General features: G+C 68.1%; 13 protein-coding genes. 9 read left to right on the top strand and 4 right to left on the bottom strand.

What is annotated here, in order from left to right:
• Positions 1 to 25: 25 nt before the first annotated feature.
• Complete coding sequence (locus MED15_RS04170; RefSeq protein WP_112726981.1) at positions 26 to 2,446, bottom strand: non-reducing end alpha-L-arabinofuranosidase family hydrolase; 2,421 nt, start codon at positions 2,444 to 2,446, stop codon at positions 26 to 28.
• Positions 2,447 to 3,003: 557 nt separating this feature from the next.
• Positions 3,004 to 3,987 carry a GNAT family N-acetyltransferase gene (locus tag MED15_RS04165; RefSeq protein WP_112726982.1) on the bottom strand — a complete coding sequence of 328 codons (984 nt, stop codon included), beginning with the start codon at positions 3,985 to 3,987 and terminating at the stop codon, positions 3,004 to 3,006.
• Between the two features lie 299 nt (positions 3,988 to 4,286).
• On the opposite strand from MED15_RS04165, the gene MED15_RS04160 reads away from it, so the two are divergent.
• The 6 genes from MED15_RS04160 to MED15_RS04135 all read left to right on the top strand — a co-directional run bounded on the left by MED15_RS04160 (position 4,287) and on the right by MED15_RS04135 (position 8,489).
• Entirely contained in the window at positions 4,287 to 5,165 is an 879-nt protein-coding gene (locus MED15_RS04160; RefSeq protein ID WP_112726983.1) for a hypothetical protein, read from the top strand.
• Positions 5,158 to 5,658, top strand: a complete 501-nt coding sequence (locus MED15_RS04155; protein ID WP_112726984.1) for a SigE family RNA polymerase sigma factor — start codon at positions 5,158 to 5,160, stop codon at positions 5,656 to 5,658. The genes MED15_RS04160 and MED15_RS04155 overlap by 8 nt, the downstream gene beginning before the upstream one ends.
• A gap of 231 nt (positions 5,659 to 5,889) precedes the next feature.
• Positions 5,890 to 6,504, top strand: a complete 615-nt coding sequence (locus MED15_RS04150) for a hypothetical protein (RefSeq protein ID WP_112697528.1) — start codon at positions 5,890 to 5,892, stop codon at positions 6,502 to 6,504.
• A gap of 49 nt (positions 6,505 to 6,553) precedes the next feature.
• Positions 6,554 to 7,420, top strand: coding sequence for a serine hydrolase (locus MED15_RS04145; RefSeq protein WP_112734809.1), 867 nt, complete (start codon positions 6,554 to 6,556; stop codon positions 7,418 to 7,420).
• Between the two features lie 81 nt (positions 7,421 to 7,501).
• Positions 7,502 to 8,041 carry a GNAT family N-acetyltransferase gene (locus MED15_RS04140; protein WP_112583271.1) on the top strand — a complete coding sequence of 180 codons (540 nt, stop codon included), beginning with the start codon at positions 7,502 to 7,504 and terminating at the stop codon, positions 8,039 to 8,041.
• 88 nt (positions 8,042 to 8,129) lie between these two features.
• Entirely contained in the window at positions 8,130 to 8,489 is a 360-nt protein-coding gene (locus tag MED15_RS04135) for a VOC family protein (RefSeq protein ID WP_244220350.1), read from the top strand.
• A gap of 79 nt (positions 8,490 to 8,568) precedes the next feature.
• On the opposite strand, the gene MED15_RS04130 is transcribed toward MED15_RS04135, so the two are convergent.
• Together MED15_RS04130 and MED15_RS04125 are read right to left on the bottom strand one after the other, a co-directional pair.
• Positions 8,569 to 9,174 (bottom strand): lytic polysaccharide monooxygenase auxiliary activity family 9 protein, encoded by a 606-nt coding sequence (locus tag MED15_RS04130; RefSeq protein WP_112583273.1) that lies wholly within the window; start codon positions 9,172 to 9,174, stop codon positions 8,569 to 8,571.
• Positions 9,175 to 9,439: 265 nt separating this feature from the next.
• On the bottom strand, positions 9,440 to 10,018 hold the full coding sequence (locus MED15_RS04125) for a hypothetical protein (protein ID WP_112583274.1): 579 nt from the start codon (positions 10,016 to 10,018) through the stop codon (positions 9,440 to 9,442).
• A gap of 224 nt (positions 10,019 to 10,242) precedes the next feature.
• Between MED15_RS04125 and MED15_RS04120 the strand changes: the two genes are divergently transcribed.
• From MED15_RS04120 to MED15_RS04110, 3 genes are all read left to right on the top strand, one after another.
• Positions 10,243 to 11,031: a carboxymuconolactone decarboxylase family protein gene (locus tag MED15_RS04120; RefSeq protein WP_167457568.1), complete on the top strand. Its 789-nt coding sequence runs from the start codon at positions 10,243 to 10,245 to the stop codon at positions 11,029 to 11,031.
• Positions 11,032 to 11,164: 133 nt separating this feature from the next.
• Positions 11,165 to 13,762: a class III lanthionine synthetase LanKC gene (lanKC, locus tag MED15_RS04115; RefSeq protein ID WP_112734807.1), complete on the top strand. Its 2,598-nt coding sequence runs from the start codon at positions 11,165 to 11,167 to the stop codon at positions 13,760 to 13,762.
• 5 nt (positions 13,763 to 13,767) lie between these two features.
• Positions 13,768 to 13,887 (top strand): SapB/AmfS family lanthipeptide, encoded by a 120-nt coding sequence (locus MED15_RS04110; RefSeq protein WP_013734295.1) that lies wholly within the window; start codon positions 13,768 to 13,770, stop codon positions 13,885 to 13,887.
• Positions 13,888 to 13,889: the final 2 nt, after the last annotated feature.

Genomic DNA, 13,889 nt, shown 5'->3' with positions numbered 1-13,889 from the left:
CTGCCCGCCCCGGCGTTGTCCGTCGTCAGCGTTGCAGCGTCAGCAGACCCGGCCGGTACGGCAGCAGGCCGTAGTCGCCGCCGGAGCTGGGGGAGCGCCCCTGGTAGAGCAGCTGCAGGTTGCAGGCGTCAACGGTCATGGTCTGATCGGCGTTGCTGCGGATCAGTTCGCCGTGACTGATGTCGTTGGTCCAGGTGGCGCCGCTGTTGGCCTTGCCGGCGAAGGGGTTGCTCTCGGACGTCGCTTGCGGCGTCCACGTACCACCGAGGCTGGTGGCCGTGAACGAACGGAAGTACCGGCCCTGCGAACCGATCGCCTCGACGATCATCAGGTACTTGTTCAGGCCCTGGAGCTTGTAGACCTGAACAGCCTCGAAGAGGTTGTTCGTCGAGTCGGTCATGATCGTCGTGTAGTTCGACCCGAAGCTGCCCGGGAAGCTCCCGATAGGCATGCTGGCCCGGTAGATCCTGCCGTTGTCCCCGGCGAAGAACAGGTACATGTTCTGGTCGTCACCGATGATCGCCTGGTCGATCGGGCCCGTGCTGGAGTTGGAGATGCTGCCGCTGAACAGCGTCTGGGGCGACGACCACCCGTTCGGGTTGGTCGGGTCGCTGGAGGTCCGGTACGAGAAGGCCGGGCCGCCCCACTGGTAGGCCAGCACCCAGATGTTGCGCGGCGCAAAGTAGAACAGCGACGGTGCGACGGTCGCCGAGTTCATCGCGTTCTGGCTGGCCGAGCCCATCTGCGAGTAGTTGCTGAAGAGGCCAAAGTTCATCGAGCCCCACGTTGTGCCGGTGTCGTGGGTGGTGGCGTAGACGAGCTGCTGGCCGTTGTACGGCGCGACGGTGAAGTCCTTCAGCGACACCCACCCCGACCTCGGCTGTGCCAGCGCACCCGACGACGACCAGCGGTACGACGAGGGAAGGTCACACGTGCCGCCGGTCGGCGGCGGCGTCGTCGGGGTCGGCGTCGGGGTCGAGCCGCCGCCCAGGGCGGCGAGTCGGAACTGCTGGTTGGTTTGTCCGTGACAGTCGTAGAGCTGGATCTGGGCTCCGTTGGTGGTGCTCCAGGCGTCCAGGCATCGTCCGGACTGCACATTGCTGATGGTGCCGTTGGAGTTGACGTTCCACTGCTGGTTGGTCTGGCTGTGACAGCTGTAGATCTGCACCGCCGCACCGTTGCCGGTCCCGGCGGCGTCGAGGCACATGTTCCCGTACACCTGTAGCTGTTTGCCCGAGGTGTAGGTCCAGGCCTGGTTGGTCTGCTTGTTGCAGTCGTAGAGCTGCACCCGGGTGCCGTTGCTGGTCGAGGCGTTGGGCACATCGACACACCGGCCCGACTGCGTGCCGACGATCTCGCTGGCGGAGCCGGGCGGGTCGGTGGGTGGGTCGGTGGGCGGGTTGGTGGGGCCGGCGCTGTTCAGCGCCTCGAGGGTGGCCGTGTAGGCGGCCTTCTTGTTGCCGTTGCACTCGAAGAGCAGCGGAGTGCCGCTGGAGCGCCACGAGTCGCAGTCCCGCACACCCCACACGGTCAGCCCGTTGCAGCGAGCCACGGCAAGACAGTCGTTGACCACACTGCGGTAGGTGTTGGCCTGCGTCGTGCCGGATCCCTCGATGTCCAACTCGGTGATCTGCACGTCCACCCCGAGGGCGGCGAAGCTGGACAGCGTGGTGCGGTAGTTGCTGTTGTACGGCGAGTTGGCGTTGAAGTGCGACTGGAAGCCGACGCAGTCGATCGGCACCCCACGAGACTTGAAGTCGCGCACCATGTTGTACACGGCCTGCGTCTTGGCCCAGGTCCAGTTGTCGGTGTTGTAGTCGTTGTAGCAGAGCTTCGCGTTCGGGTCGGCCGCGTCGGCGGCACGGAACGCCGCCTCGATCCAGTCGTTGCCGGTGCGCTGCAGGTTCGAGTTGCGGCGGGCGCCGCTGTTGCCGTCCTCGAACGCCTCGTTCACCACGTCCCACGAGTAGATCTTGCCGCGGTAGTAGGTGGCCACTCGGGTGACGTGGTTCAGCATCGCGTTGCGCAGCGCGGTGCCCTCCATGCTCTGCATCCAGCCCGGCTGCTGCGAGTACCAGGCCAGGGTGTGGCCTCGGACCTTCCAACCCCGGGAGATGGCGTGGTTCACGATCCGGTCCGCATTGCTGAAGGTGAAGTTGTTCTGCTGCGGCTCGGTCGCGTCGATCTTCATTTCGTTCTCGGGAGTGATGGCGTTGAACTCGCGGTTCAGGATCGTCGTGTAGGCGCTGTCGTTGAGTTTGTTGGCGGCGACGGCGGCACCGAAGTACCGGCCGGACTGGGCTGCGGCGGCACCGAGGGTCGTCTCGGCGGCTTGGGCCAGGTTGGGCAGCAGCGACACAACCAGGGTCAGAATTATCGCGGCTGTTCCGGAAAGAGTGAGCGTTCGCAGTCGGGTGCGCCTGATGGGACGGGTCCGGGGAACCATGCTGATCCTCCTGTGGTGGGGGTGAGAGATTCCTGTCGCTGTTCCGTTGGGAGGCCGCGCTCGGATGCGGCGGGCACGATGTCGAGTCCGCCCGAGCGGGCCGGGCATCACGTCGGGCACCAGCCCAGATGCGAGTCGTTCGGGCTATCTGGCCAGCGGGTGGAGGGCGGTGACAGGTGGCCCGGTCGCCCGTCGGGGGGTGGTTGCGGGCGTTGGGCTCTTTCGGTGGTGGATGTGGTCACCTGGCAGGTGGGTGGGCCCGACGGTCGCGTGAAGCGCCTCCAGTGCTAAGGGATCTTGTTAACGTTCACACTTGTCGATGGCTCTCAGGCTGGCAGAAAATTCCAGAGTTTTCAACCGGTAGTTTCGGACCTGTTACGGATCAGAGCGGTGGTGTTGGACTCTCCGCGCACCGTGGCTGGTCGACCCGCGTTACGCGATGGACCAGCTCGGCAGCGACAAGCTGGACGTACGCATCGGCGGGCTCCACGCGCTGTGGCGAATCGCGGAACGTTCCGTGTACGCGGCGCAGGGCGCGAGTCGACGAACCGTTGGGCTTACGGCTGCTCGTCGGCCTCGGGGGTGAGCTGCCGCATCAGCACCGCGAACCCTTGCCCCGACTCCACAAAGCCCAGTTTCCGGTAGAGCGCCAGAGCGGGGTGGTTGCTGTCGGTGACCTTGAGTCGTAGTTGTCTGACGCCAGCTGAGCGCGCACGGTGCAGGACCCGCGAGATCATCGCTGTGGCCAGGCCACTGCGGCGCCAGGGTGCTCGGGTGCCCAGACAGTGCAGAACCACCGTCGGTGTGTCGGTGCTGCCGTCGGCGAGCGCGAAGAGGAAGGCGGCCACCGGGTTGTCGCTTCGGTCGACCTCGGCCAGCACCAGGCAGGAGAGGTCGGGCAGGAACCGCGGATGTCCGGTCGCGTGCTGGGGCCAGGTGCGCTGGTCTGGTCGAACCGCTGTCGGGCTGTCGGCGTAGGCCTCATTGTGGGCCAGCCGGGCCAGTTCGTCGTAGCGCTCGTCGACAGGTGCCAGCACCAGACCGGGCGGCAGCGCGGGAGCCGGCGGCTCGTCAGGCACCGCCAGGACGAGGTCCCGTTCGTGTCGGGCCAGCGCGAAGCCGCCACGGATCAGCAGCTCGCGGCCGGCCCGGTCGTTCTCGGCACAACGGATGCCGAGGACGGCCCGTGCCGATCCTCGGTTATCGCGCAACTGCTTCGCCTGGTCGATGAGCCAATGGTGCAGCTCTGCACGGACGTCGTCGGCAATGTCGGGATGGAACACGTTGGTCAGGCGGATCCGGAGCACGTCGTCCGCTGTTCCCATGTCGGCGACCTCACCGTATGCGGCGACGCTGCCGGTGTCATCGCGGCCAACCCGGGTGCGTCCGGCACTGTCCGGCCCGAGAGTGGCCAGTCGATTCCGGACGTCCTCAGCGCGCTGCTCCATGCCGACAGGGGCGACCGCCTCGGCGCGCTGGAAGAGTGCTGCCAGCGCTGCTGCCTCGGCTGGCGTGGCGCGACTCCAACCCGCGATCCTCATCGATGGTCATCCTATGGAACCGGTTCGATGAAGGTCAATCGCACGCCGGATCGCCGGAGAGCGTCGACCATCCAGATTTCTGAGCTGCCCGCGGCTTTCGGTCAGCTTCCACGTCGACGACCTAACCTCCTAGGATGCTCTACGGGTTGTGCCTCCACCCACCGAGTCGCCCCTGCGGCGCAGAGCCCGGTTCTGCGCGGAAAATTCGCCCCGAGATTCGGTAACCAAATCGGCGCGTCAACCCGTCAGGTCAGTGACGGATCGCCACTGCGGGCGGTCGGCCGAGGAGGGGTAGGGACATGGGCGACGTGCGTGGGCGTTTCAGGGACGACCTGGCCCAACATCCCGCCCCGCCGTTGGGTGACCTGGTCCAGCAGTCGGTGGTGCAGGGCCGCCGGCTGCGCCGCCGGCGCCGCCTGGCGCAGTTCGGTGCCGGCGGATCGGCGTTGGCGATGCTGCTCGTGATCGGCCTGGCCGCCGGGCCGCTCGGCGTCGGTGCGGATGACGCTGGCCAGCCTGGCGGGCTGAACGTCGGTTCGCCGGGTGGGTCGGTCGACACCGCCACGCCGTCCCCGAGTGGGTCCTCCGATGGTGCCCCGGGCGGGTTGGAGCCGGGCACCGGCGGGGACCCCCGTCGGCCAGCGCCGCCGGCTCGCTCGACCACGGTGATTGACACCCTGAGGATGGGGGCGGGGCCGGACGGTGAACTGCTGACCACCACACCGCAGGGCGCACTGGAACTGCTGACCCGGTTGCTGCCCAAGGGGAAGACCAGCGGTTATGCGAGTCTGCAGAGCAGCGGGGTGGGCCCCGGCATGCCGTACGTCCAGCTCTACCTGGACCGAGGCGATGGACCGGGCATGGTGCGGCTCTCCATCTACCGGGACAACCTGGGTGGCGACCCGGTCCCGGGGACGGTGGAGCTGACCGAAATACCCGACAACTGCGTGCAGAACCAGATGGTCACCGTGCATCACCGCGGCGGCCTCCAGGTCGATCTGATGATCTCCACCTGTCTGGTCTGGGACGCCAAGGGAACCGTGCCGGCACCGCCCGTCCTCTCCGTGAAGGAGGCGACCGAGATCGCCGGCAACCCGATCTGGGGGACGGAACTGCCGGCGGAGTTCGTCCTCAACGGTGCCAAGCGGTTCCCGACGCTGGACCGGTCGAATGGCTGACGAAGACTTCGTGGAGTTCGCGCAGGCGACCGCTGGCCGGCTGCGTGACGCCGCGTTCCTCATGTGCCGCGACTGGCATCTCGCCCAGGACCTCACCCAGACGACGCTGGCCAAGGTGTACGCCAACTGGAGGCGGGTCCGTCGGGCCGATGACCCCCACGCGTACGCCCGCAAGATACTGCTGCGCTGCATGATCGACCAGCAGCGACGTCGCTCCAGTCGCGAGTTGGCGATGTCGGCGCCGCCGGAGCGGAGCGAGGAACATCCGGCCGAGCTGCGCATGACATTGCTGGACGCGGTCGCCACCCTGCCGTTGCGGGACCGGGCGATCATCGTCCTGCGCTACTGGGACGACCTGAGCGTGGAGACAACCGCCGAGGTTGTGGGCGTCTCCACCGCCGTCGTCAAGAGCCAGAGCATGCGCTCCCTCAACCGCCTGCGCGAGTTGCTCGGCGAGACCCGTTCCGAGCTGTTCGCCGAGGAACGCCATTGACCGGTCTCGTCTGCCGCCGGGGTGCGGCGGGTCCCGGTGGTGTGGGACCGCCGGCCGGCAACCGCCGCGTCGGTGCTGCGGCGGCGACGAATGTGCCGCCACGCGTCGTCGGCTGAAGCGCCACCTGCGGTGGCAAGTATCTGCGTCTGGGGGAGGTTTTCGGTGTCCGTGTCGAGCAGCAGGACGAGCCGAGGCCGGATTCGCGGCAGAGGCCGAGGTTCGATCGCCGTCGTGCCGGCGGTCCTGTCGGCGTTGTTGGTGATGGCCGCAGGGTGCCATCGGGGGGAGTCCGGTGTCGGCCCCGACGAGCGACACACCGCGAACGCGGAACGGGGCGATCCGAGCCCGCTGCTGGGGGCGGGCGAGCTGGGAGCGGACTGGCATGCGGACGATGCGCGAACCGGTCTGGCGTCCTGGCCGTGGGAACAGGACAGCTGCCCCAACTACAAGAGCAGCGACTACCCGGCCAAGTCGCATCGGCGCGCTGCCGTGGAGCGCTACTACCGGCTGTCTGACGGCTCGTCGTCGGCCCACCACGTCGTGGAGACGTACGAGCCTGGATGGGCCGAGCGGAATGTCGATGACGTCCGTCGGGTCCTCCTACGGTGCGCGACCTACCCGGTCCTCGGATCGCAGGTCTCTTTCGATGTCGTCGATCCGCAATATCTGGAGGGCACCGCCATGCTCGTTCGAGGTCGCATCGCGCGTGCGGACACCCCGAACACCGTCACGTACTTCGTGATGGTGAAACGAGGCGAGACGGTCTCGACGGTCCGCCTGCCCGATCCGGGCAGCCGGGCTGTGGTGGACGAGATCGCGGCGCGGGCGGTGGCCCGCCTTGGCTGAGCGGAAAGGTCGGCAGCTGCCGCGACGCTGGGTTCTCTCCGCGGCCACCATGTCGCTGGCCGGCGTCGCGACGGCCGCCTTCGGTGCCACGCGCGGTCGCGACGGCGAGGGAGCCGGGCCCTCGCACGGTTCTTCCCCTGCCAGTCCGATTCCCACGACGCCGGCCGTCGACCGGATCGACCAGGCGAGAACGCGCATCAATGCCTACGTGCAACGGTACGACGGCCACCTGGCGGTCGCGGCACTGGATCGACAAGGAACGGCTGCGGTGACGGTCGGTGCCAAACGGTTCGAGACCGCCAGCATCGTCAAGGTCAACATCCTCGCGGCTCTTCTGCTGGGCCAGAACCCGCCCGGCAAGGCCCTGGGTTCTGACACCCGGCGGTTGGCCGAGGCCATGATCGTGTCCAGTGACAACGATGCGGCGGTGGCCCTGTGGCAGCGGATCGAGGGCTCGCGCGGCCTCAAGGCCGCGAACCGCGCGCTCGGTCTGCGTGAGACGAAGCCCAACTCGCACTGGGGACTCACCACGACCACGGTCGCCGACCAGCTCCGTCTGCTGACCGGGCTGACGTCACCGACGGGACCGCTGACCCCGCAGGACCGTACCTTCATCATGGGTCTCATGAAGAAGGTGATTCCCGAGCAGCGATGGGGGGTCACCGCCGCGCGGGAGCCGGGCAGTCGTTCCGAGTACGTCAAGAACGGCTGGGACACCGCTGATGTCGACGGCGGCCGCTGGCTGGTCAACAGCATCGGACGGATCGTCGAGGCTCGTCATGACTGGCTGATCGCCGTGCTCTCCGACCATCACGTGAGTCAGAAAGAGGGCATCCGCGTCGTCGAGAAGGCCGCCACGTATGTGCTCAAGGAGCTACGCGCCGCCACTGCGGGCGACGGTCCTCCGCAGGGGTAGGCCCCGGCGCCGGGCAGGCCGACAGTGGGTGCGGACGAAAAGGGATTGCCCCGGAGTCAGAGCTCACGTTGGCTGGTCAGCATGGCTGAACTACGTACGGATCGCCTCGTCCTGCGCCGATGGCGTGACTCCGACCTTGAACCGTGGGCGGCCATGAATGCCGATCCCGAGGTTCGGGAGCACTTGGGCGACCTGCTCACCCGCGAACAGAGCGATGCCTCCGTCTCGCGGTTCCAGGCCGATTTCGACAAGCGAGGCTACGGGTGGTGGGCGGTCGAGGTGCAGGTCACGGGCGAGTTCATCGGGTTCGCGGGCTTGGATGACGTGGACGAGGACATGCCGTTCACAGGAGTGGAGATCGGCTGGCGGCTCGCCCGCTCGGCCTGGGGTCAGGGCTACGCCACCGAGGGGGCGCTGAGGGTCCTGGCCCACGGCTTCGACGCTCTTGCTCTTCCCGAGATCCTCGCTGTCACAACGGCCACCAACCTTCGTTCCCAGGCCGTGATGCGCCGGATCGGCATGACCCGGAACCCGGCCGACGACTTCGACGATCCCACCGAACCCGAAGGGGCACTGCGTTCGAACGTGCTGTACCGCATCTCCCGCAGTGCGCGGACCTGAGGGTCTCCGATTCGGCGCCCCGATTCGTCGAGCACTGCCAGAGTGGTTCATGCCCTTGAGTACGTACCACCTCAGAGCCTCGGTCGCCGTGTCCGACATTCAGAAGGCCGTGGCCTTCTACGAAGGGGTGCTAGGTCTGCGGGCGCTGCGGTCCGGCCCCAGCGCCACCATCGCCGACGGCAGCCGCGTCTATGGCTCCGGTGGCGGTCCGGCGCTGAACGTGTACCAGTCGGTCACCGCCGGGAAGACCTCGGCGACGGTGGCGACGTGGTACGTCGAGGACATCGACCAGGTCGTCGACGAGCTCACCTCGTCCGGCGTCGAGTTCGTTCGCTACGAGCAGTTCGAGCACGACGACAAGGGGATCACCGCGCGGGCCGGAGGTGGACGTATCGCATGGTTCCAGGACCCGGACGGCAACACCTTCGCCCTCGAAGCCGACGCGTGACCTCCGACGGAAGGAGCAATCCGGCTCAGGGCGTCAACGCCCTGAGCCGGATCAGTGTCGCAGTTGTTGGTACCGCCGATCAGGTGACGTTGATGTCGCTGCACCACATGTAGGTCTGGTCCAGGTGCGACGCCCTCCAGAGCACGAACAGGATGTGGTTTCCGCTGCGCGCCGGGAGCGAGACGTTGAACGAGATGTTCTGCGCCGGCGCGTAGCGCCCGGTCGTCGTGATCAGGTCGAGGTTGCCCCACCCGAGCTTCTGGGTGGATGGGTTGAACCCCTGCTTGGTGACGTAGACCTGGAAGTAGTCAGCGCCGTGGCTGGCCTGGTCGTACAGCTGAACCGTGAGGTTGCGGCTGACGGTGGTCGTCTTCCACGCCCCGGGCTGGTTCACGCTGTCGTTCCTGGACAGGGCGTTGCTGCACAGTTGCCCGTCCGGGGTGCGAGCCTGGTACTGGCCGCCGAGGCCGTCCCGCAACTGGCTCATCCAGTTCCACATGGTGTCGGGGTTTGCCTGGAACGCCCGCCAACACATGGGGTCTTGCTGCTGCATGGCGGGGTTCATGTGCTGACTTCCCCAGGTCTTCCAGCACTGGTAGGCGCGGCTCATCGGGTTGATGATGGTGCCGTGCGCCTGGGCTGCCCCGGTGAAGGGCAGCATGCCGGCCACGATGGCGAACACCATGACGAACGCTCGCAGGGACCGACGGACTGGTGACCGGGATCGTCCGCCGGATCGATCGGACTTGAGTGAACGCACTGTTCATCCTCCGCTCTTCGGGTACAGATCAGAATGGGAACGCTCCCAAACCAACTGTTGCATCTATCGGCCTAGATATCAATGTTTATCGATCTATGGTCGGATGTGGATCGAGCTGACCGGGGTGTCCGCAGCCGCCCGGTTCGGATCCGGGTGTGGACAACGACCGCCCCACCTGCCGCCGACGTGGTCAGAGGTCGGCTGCGGCGTCGTACCGGCGGCGCTGGTCGGCCATCTCCGACTCGGTCAGCGCTTCCTTGAGCGCCAGCTCCGCGTACTTGGGCGGGAGCATCTGCCGCACCCGGTCGGTGAACATGACCTCGGCGGTCGCCTCGACCACCTGGATGCCTGGAGGCTCGGTGGACATGTCCATGATCACGGGACCGGCCAGTTTGACCGCCACGTCCCAGGGGCGCTTCTGTTCGGCGACCCCGCAGAGGTGGAAGCCGTAGACCGTTCGCACGTCGGCGAGCGCGGTGGCCTCGGTCGGCTCGTAGCCGTAGACGCGGACCCCGCAGATCACTGCCGGCTTCGCGGTGCTGGCCGCCTGCTGGGCCCCGTGTCCGGCGTGATTGTGCTGTCCCGGGTCCGCCTGTTCGAGCGTGGTACGCATCCGGGCGATGATCTGCGATTGCAGATCCGCCGGCTTCGCCTCCGGGCCGGCCCGGTTGACCAGTACGACCGCGCCGGCCGACGCCACCAGCACGATCACCGCCACCCACACGAAGCGGTTCCGGTACCAACCCGCGAAGTTCTCTCGGGAAATCATGATTGCTTCTCACCTCGTCGCCGGTTCTGGTGCTGGCAGGCCGAATCGGACGCCCCCGGCGGGTCAGGCGTCGAGCGCGTCAGCCGTCGGGGACACGTGCCGGGGTTACCTACGGCGGGCGAGAATGACTGCCCGGCAAGGCGCCCGTCGTCGTAGAGATGGCCCGGCGATCCGCCAGGCGAGCGTCCGCCAAGGCGGCGCGCCGGCGGCGCTGCGATGCTCCCGTGCTGGCCGTTCCCAGCGCGGTTGCCCCCGCGCTGCGGCGATATGAGCCATTCCAACACGTCTGGATCGGCTTTGGCAACATCGACAAGCATCAGCGGGAATTCGGCCCGGTCACCCGCACCTTCGTCGTGTGCGGGTGCTCATCGCCGCACCGCCGCCGGCCCCCGGAACAGATCTGCGGCGAGCGCAACCGGGATTGGATATGGTCTGTTGCACCCGATTTGCCGCTTGTAAGGGGAAACATGAGTCGCTTGCCGTACGTGAACCCGGCCGAGGCCCCGGCACCGGTCCGCGAGGCGCTGCAGGCCGCGCTTCCCCTGAGCTTCTTCCGCGTCATGGCCCACGCTGAGACGGCGTTTCCGGACTGGATGCGCTGGGGTGGCACGCTGCTCAAGGGCCTGGCCCTCGACCCACTGCTCCGCGAAATCGCGATCCTGCGAGTTGCCCAGTTGAGCGACGTGACATATGAGTGGGCCCAGCACGAGCCCATCGCCCGCTCCGTCGGCGCCACGGACGAGATGATCCACGCGCTCGGCCGCGACGAGATCGGGGACGACTGTTTCACGTCAGACCAGCAGATCGTCCTGCGTTTCACCACCGAAGTCGTCCGCGACGTCCGCCCGCCCGACGACACCACCGCCGCACTGACCGGGCTGCTCTCCCCGCGCGAGGTGGTCGAACTCCTGATGGTGATCGGGCAGTACATGATGATCGCCCGGGTCGCCGCGGTAACGGACCTGGAAGTCGACAAGCCGATGGGCGCCGCCGTCTACGGTGCACGGCCCTGACTAATGTCATGAGTACCTGTGCACCACGCATCGAACGTCGTGACTAAGCGCACTGGAGCCCACCACGTCCCGTCGATGAGACTCGATTCAACGCCGGAACACCAGCCGGCCGAGTTCGAGGGGCGGCGAGACGGTGGACGAACGCTACGACAGCTACTGCGCCGCGGATCGGCTGTTCTACGACTCGCTCGGCAGCGCCGTCGCACAGCCCGTCTTCCCGGCCGCCGACCGGCCGACGCCGACCGGCTGGCGCCGTGAGCCGCTCGACGACTGGCTGATCTACGCGCCCGACGGCGGCTCGCTGCCGCAGCAGGGCTGGAAGATTCATGTGTCGGCCGGTCTGGGGAACGCCGAGCGGGTGCTGGACGCGGTCTGGAACTACTGCGTCCCCCGCGGGCTGTCCTTCAAGTTCCTGCGCGGGCCGCGCACGCTGCTGCTGCGCAATTCCAAGTACGCCGCCCGGGCCGCCAGCGGAAAGTTCATCACTGTCTATCCGCGCGACGACGCGGAGCTGGAGCTGGCCTGCAAGGAGCTCGACGAACTGCTGACCGGCGAGACCGGGCCGTACATCCTCAGTGACCTCCGCTACGGCACCGGTCCGGTCTACGTGCGCTACGGCGGCTTCGCCGCCCGCTACTGCCACTCGCCCGACGGTCAGGTCGTGCCGGCGATCGAGGACGACGGCGGCACGCTGGTGCCGGACCGCCGGGAGCCCGTCTTTCACGTACCGTCCTGGGTCACAGTGCCCGACTTCCTCGGCCCGCACCTGGCCGCCCGGAGCGGCACCAGCACGGACCAGGTGCCGTACCGGATCGAGCGGGTGATCCACTTCTCGAACGGCGGCGGCCTGTACGTGGGCAGGGACCTGCGTACCGACACCGCTGTGGTGCTGAAGGAGGCCCGACCGCACGCCGGCCTGGACGCCGACGGCACCGATGCCGTCGCCCGGCTGGCCCGCGAGGCGCAGGCCCTACGACAACTCGCCGACCTGCCGCAGGTGCCCCGGGTGCACGACGAGTTCGTCCTCGGCGAGCACCGGTTCCTCGCGCTCGAGTTCATCGAGGGCCGACCGCTGAACAAGGTGCTGGTCGACCGGTACCCGCTGATCGACGCCGACGCGACCGACGACGACCGGGCGGCGTACGCCCGGTGGGCCCGCCAGACCTACGAGCAGGTCGAATCCGTCGTGGCGGCGATCCACGAGCGCGGCCTGGTCTACGGGGACCTGCACCTGTTCAACATCATGATCCGGCCGGACGACCGGGTCGCCCTGGTCGACTTCGAAGTGGCCGCCCCGATCGCCGGGCACCGCCGACCCGGGCTGCGCAATCAGGGCTTCGCGGCACCGAGGGACCGCAGCGGGCCGGCGGTCGACCGGTACGCCCTGGCGTGCCTGCGGTTGGCGCTGTTCCTGCCACTGACCCAGCTGGTCCGGCTCGCTCCGGAGAAGGTCACTCACCTGGCCGACATCATTGCCGCGAACTTCCCGGTGCCGAGGTCCTTCCTCGATCCGGCGGTCGAGGAGATCACCGGTGAGCCGCACGTCGCAGCGGAACCGCGAGGGAATCTCGACGCGGATGACTGGCGCACCATGCGGGCCCGGCTGACGACGGCGATCGTGGCCAGCGCCACCCCCGAGCGCGACGACCGGCTCTTTCCCGGTGACATCGAGCAGTTCCGTAGCGGCGGCCTCAACCTCGCTCACGGGGCGGCGGGGGTGCTGTACGCGCTCGACAAGAGCGGTGCCGGGCGGTGGCCCGAGCACGAAGACTGGCTGGTGCGGCGGGCGACAGCGCCCCCGTCCGGTACCCGCTGCGGCTTCTATGACGGGCTGCATGGCGTCGCGTACGCACTCGTTCACCTCGGACGCCGGCAGGACGCGCTGGACGTTCTCGACATCTGCCTGCGGGAACCCCTGGACGGGCTCGACCACAGCCTGGCCAGCGGACTGTCCGGGATCGCGCTCAACCTGGCCGAGTTGGCCGCGCGCACCGGGGAGGTGTCGTTGCGCGACGCCGCGTGGCGGGCCGCCGAGCGTGTGATCGGGCAGCTGGCCGACGACCCGGGCCCGGACGTCAGCGGCGGACGTAACCCGTACGCCGGGCTGTTGCGGGGCCGGACCGGACCGGCGCTGATGCTGTTGCGGCTCTACGAGCTCAGCGGCGACGACGAGCTGTTGGGGCACGCCGCCACGGCGCTGCGTCAGGATCTGCGCCGGTGTGTGCTGCGCCCGGATGGTGCCCTGGAGGTCAACGAGGGCTGGCGCACCATGCCCTACCTGGCGCACGGCAGTGTCGGTATCGGGCTGGTCCTCGACCAGTACCTGCGCCACCGGGCCGACGACCGGTTCGCCGAGGCGAGCGCGGGGATCCGCCGCGCGGCACGCTCACCGTTCTACGCACAGTCCGGGCTGTTCGCCGGCCGGGCCGGCATCATCGCCTACCTCGCCGCCTCGACCGACGACGCCGACCGCCGCGACCTTCGCGCGCAGCTGGATCGGCTGGCCTGGCACGCACTGCCGTACCAGGAGGGGACCGCATTCCCCGGTGAGCAGTTGCTGCGGCTCTCGATGGACTTCGGCACCGGCACCGCCGGCGTGCTGTACGCGCTGGCCAGCGCGCAGCACGACCAGCCGCCGGCGCTGCCCTTTCTCGCGCCCCTGCCGGGCGCGGACAGACTCCCCCGCGACAGCGGGGGCGACCTGATCGGCGAACGGAAGGAAGGGAGGTGAACGACATGGCACTTCTGGACCTCCAGGGCCTGGAGATGGCTCCGGCCGACCGCACCGGTGGCGGTAGCCGGGCGAGCCTGCTGCTCTGCGGCGACAGCTCGCTCTCCGTCACGACCTGCAACTGATC

Source organism: Micromonospora noduli (genome assembly GCF_003264475.1).
GTDB classification, from domain to species: Bacteria; Actinomycetota; Actinomycetes; order Mycobacteriales; family Micromonosporaceae; genus Micromonospora; species Micromonospora noduli.
The sequence above is the reverse complement of the archived record's forward strand: the minus strand, read 5'-3'. Positions and strand labels throughout refer to the sequence as shown.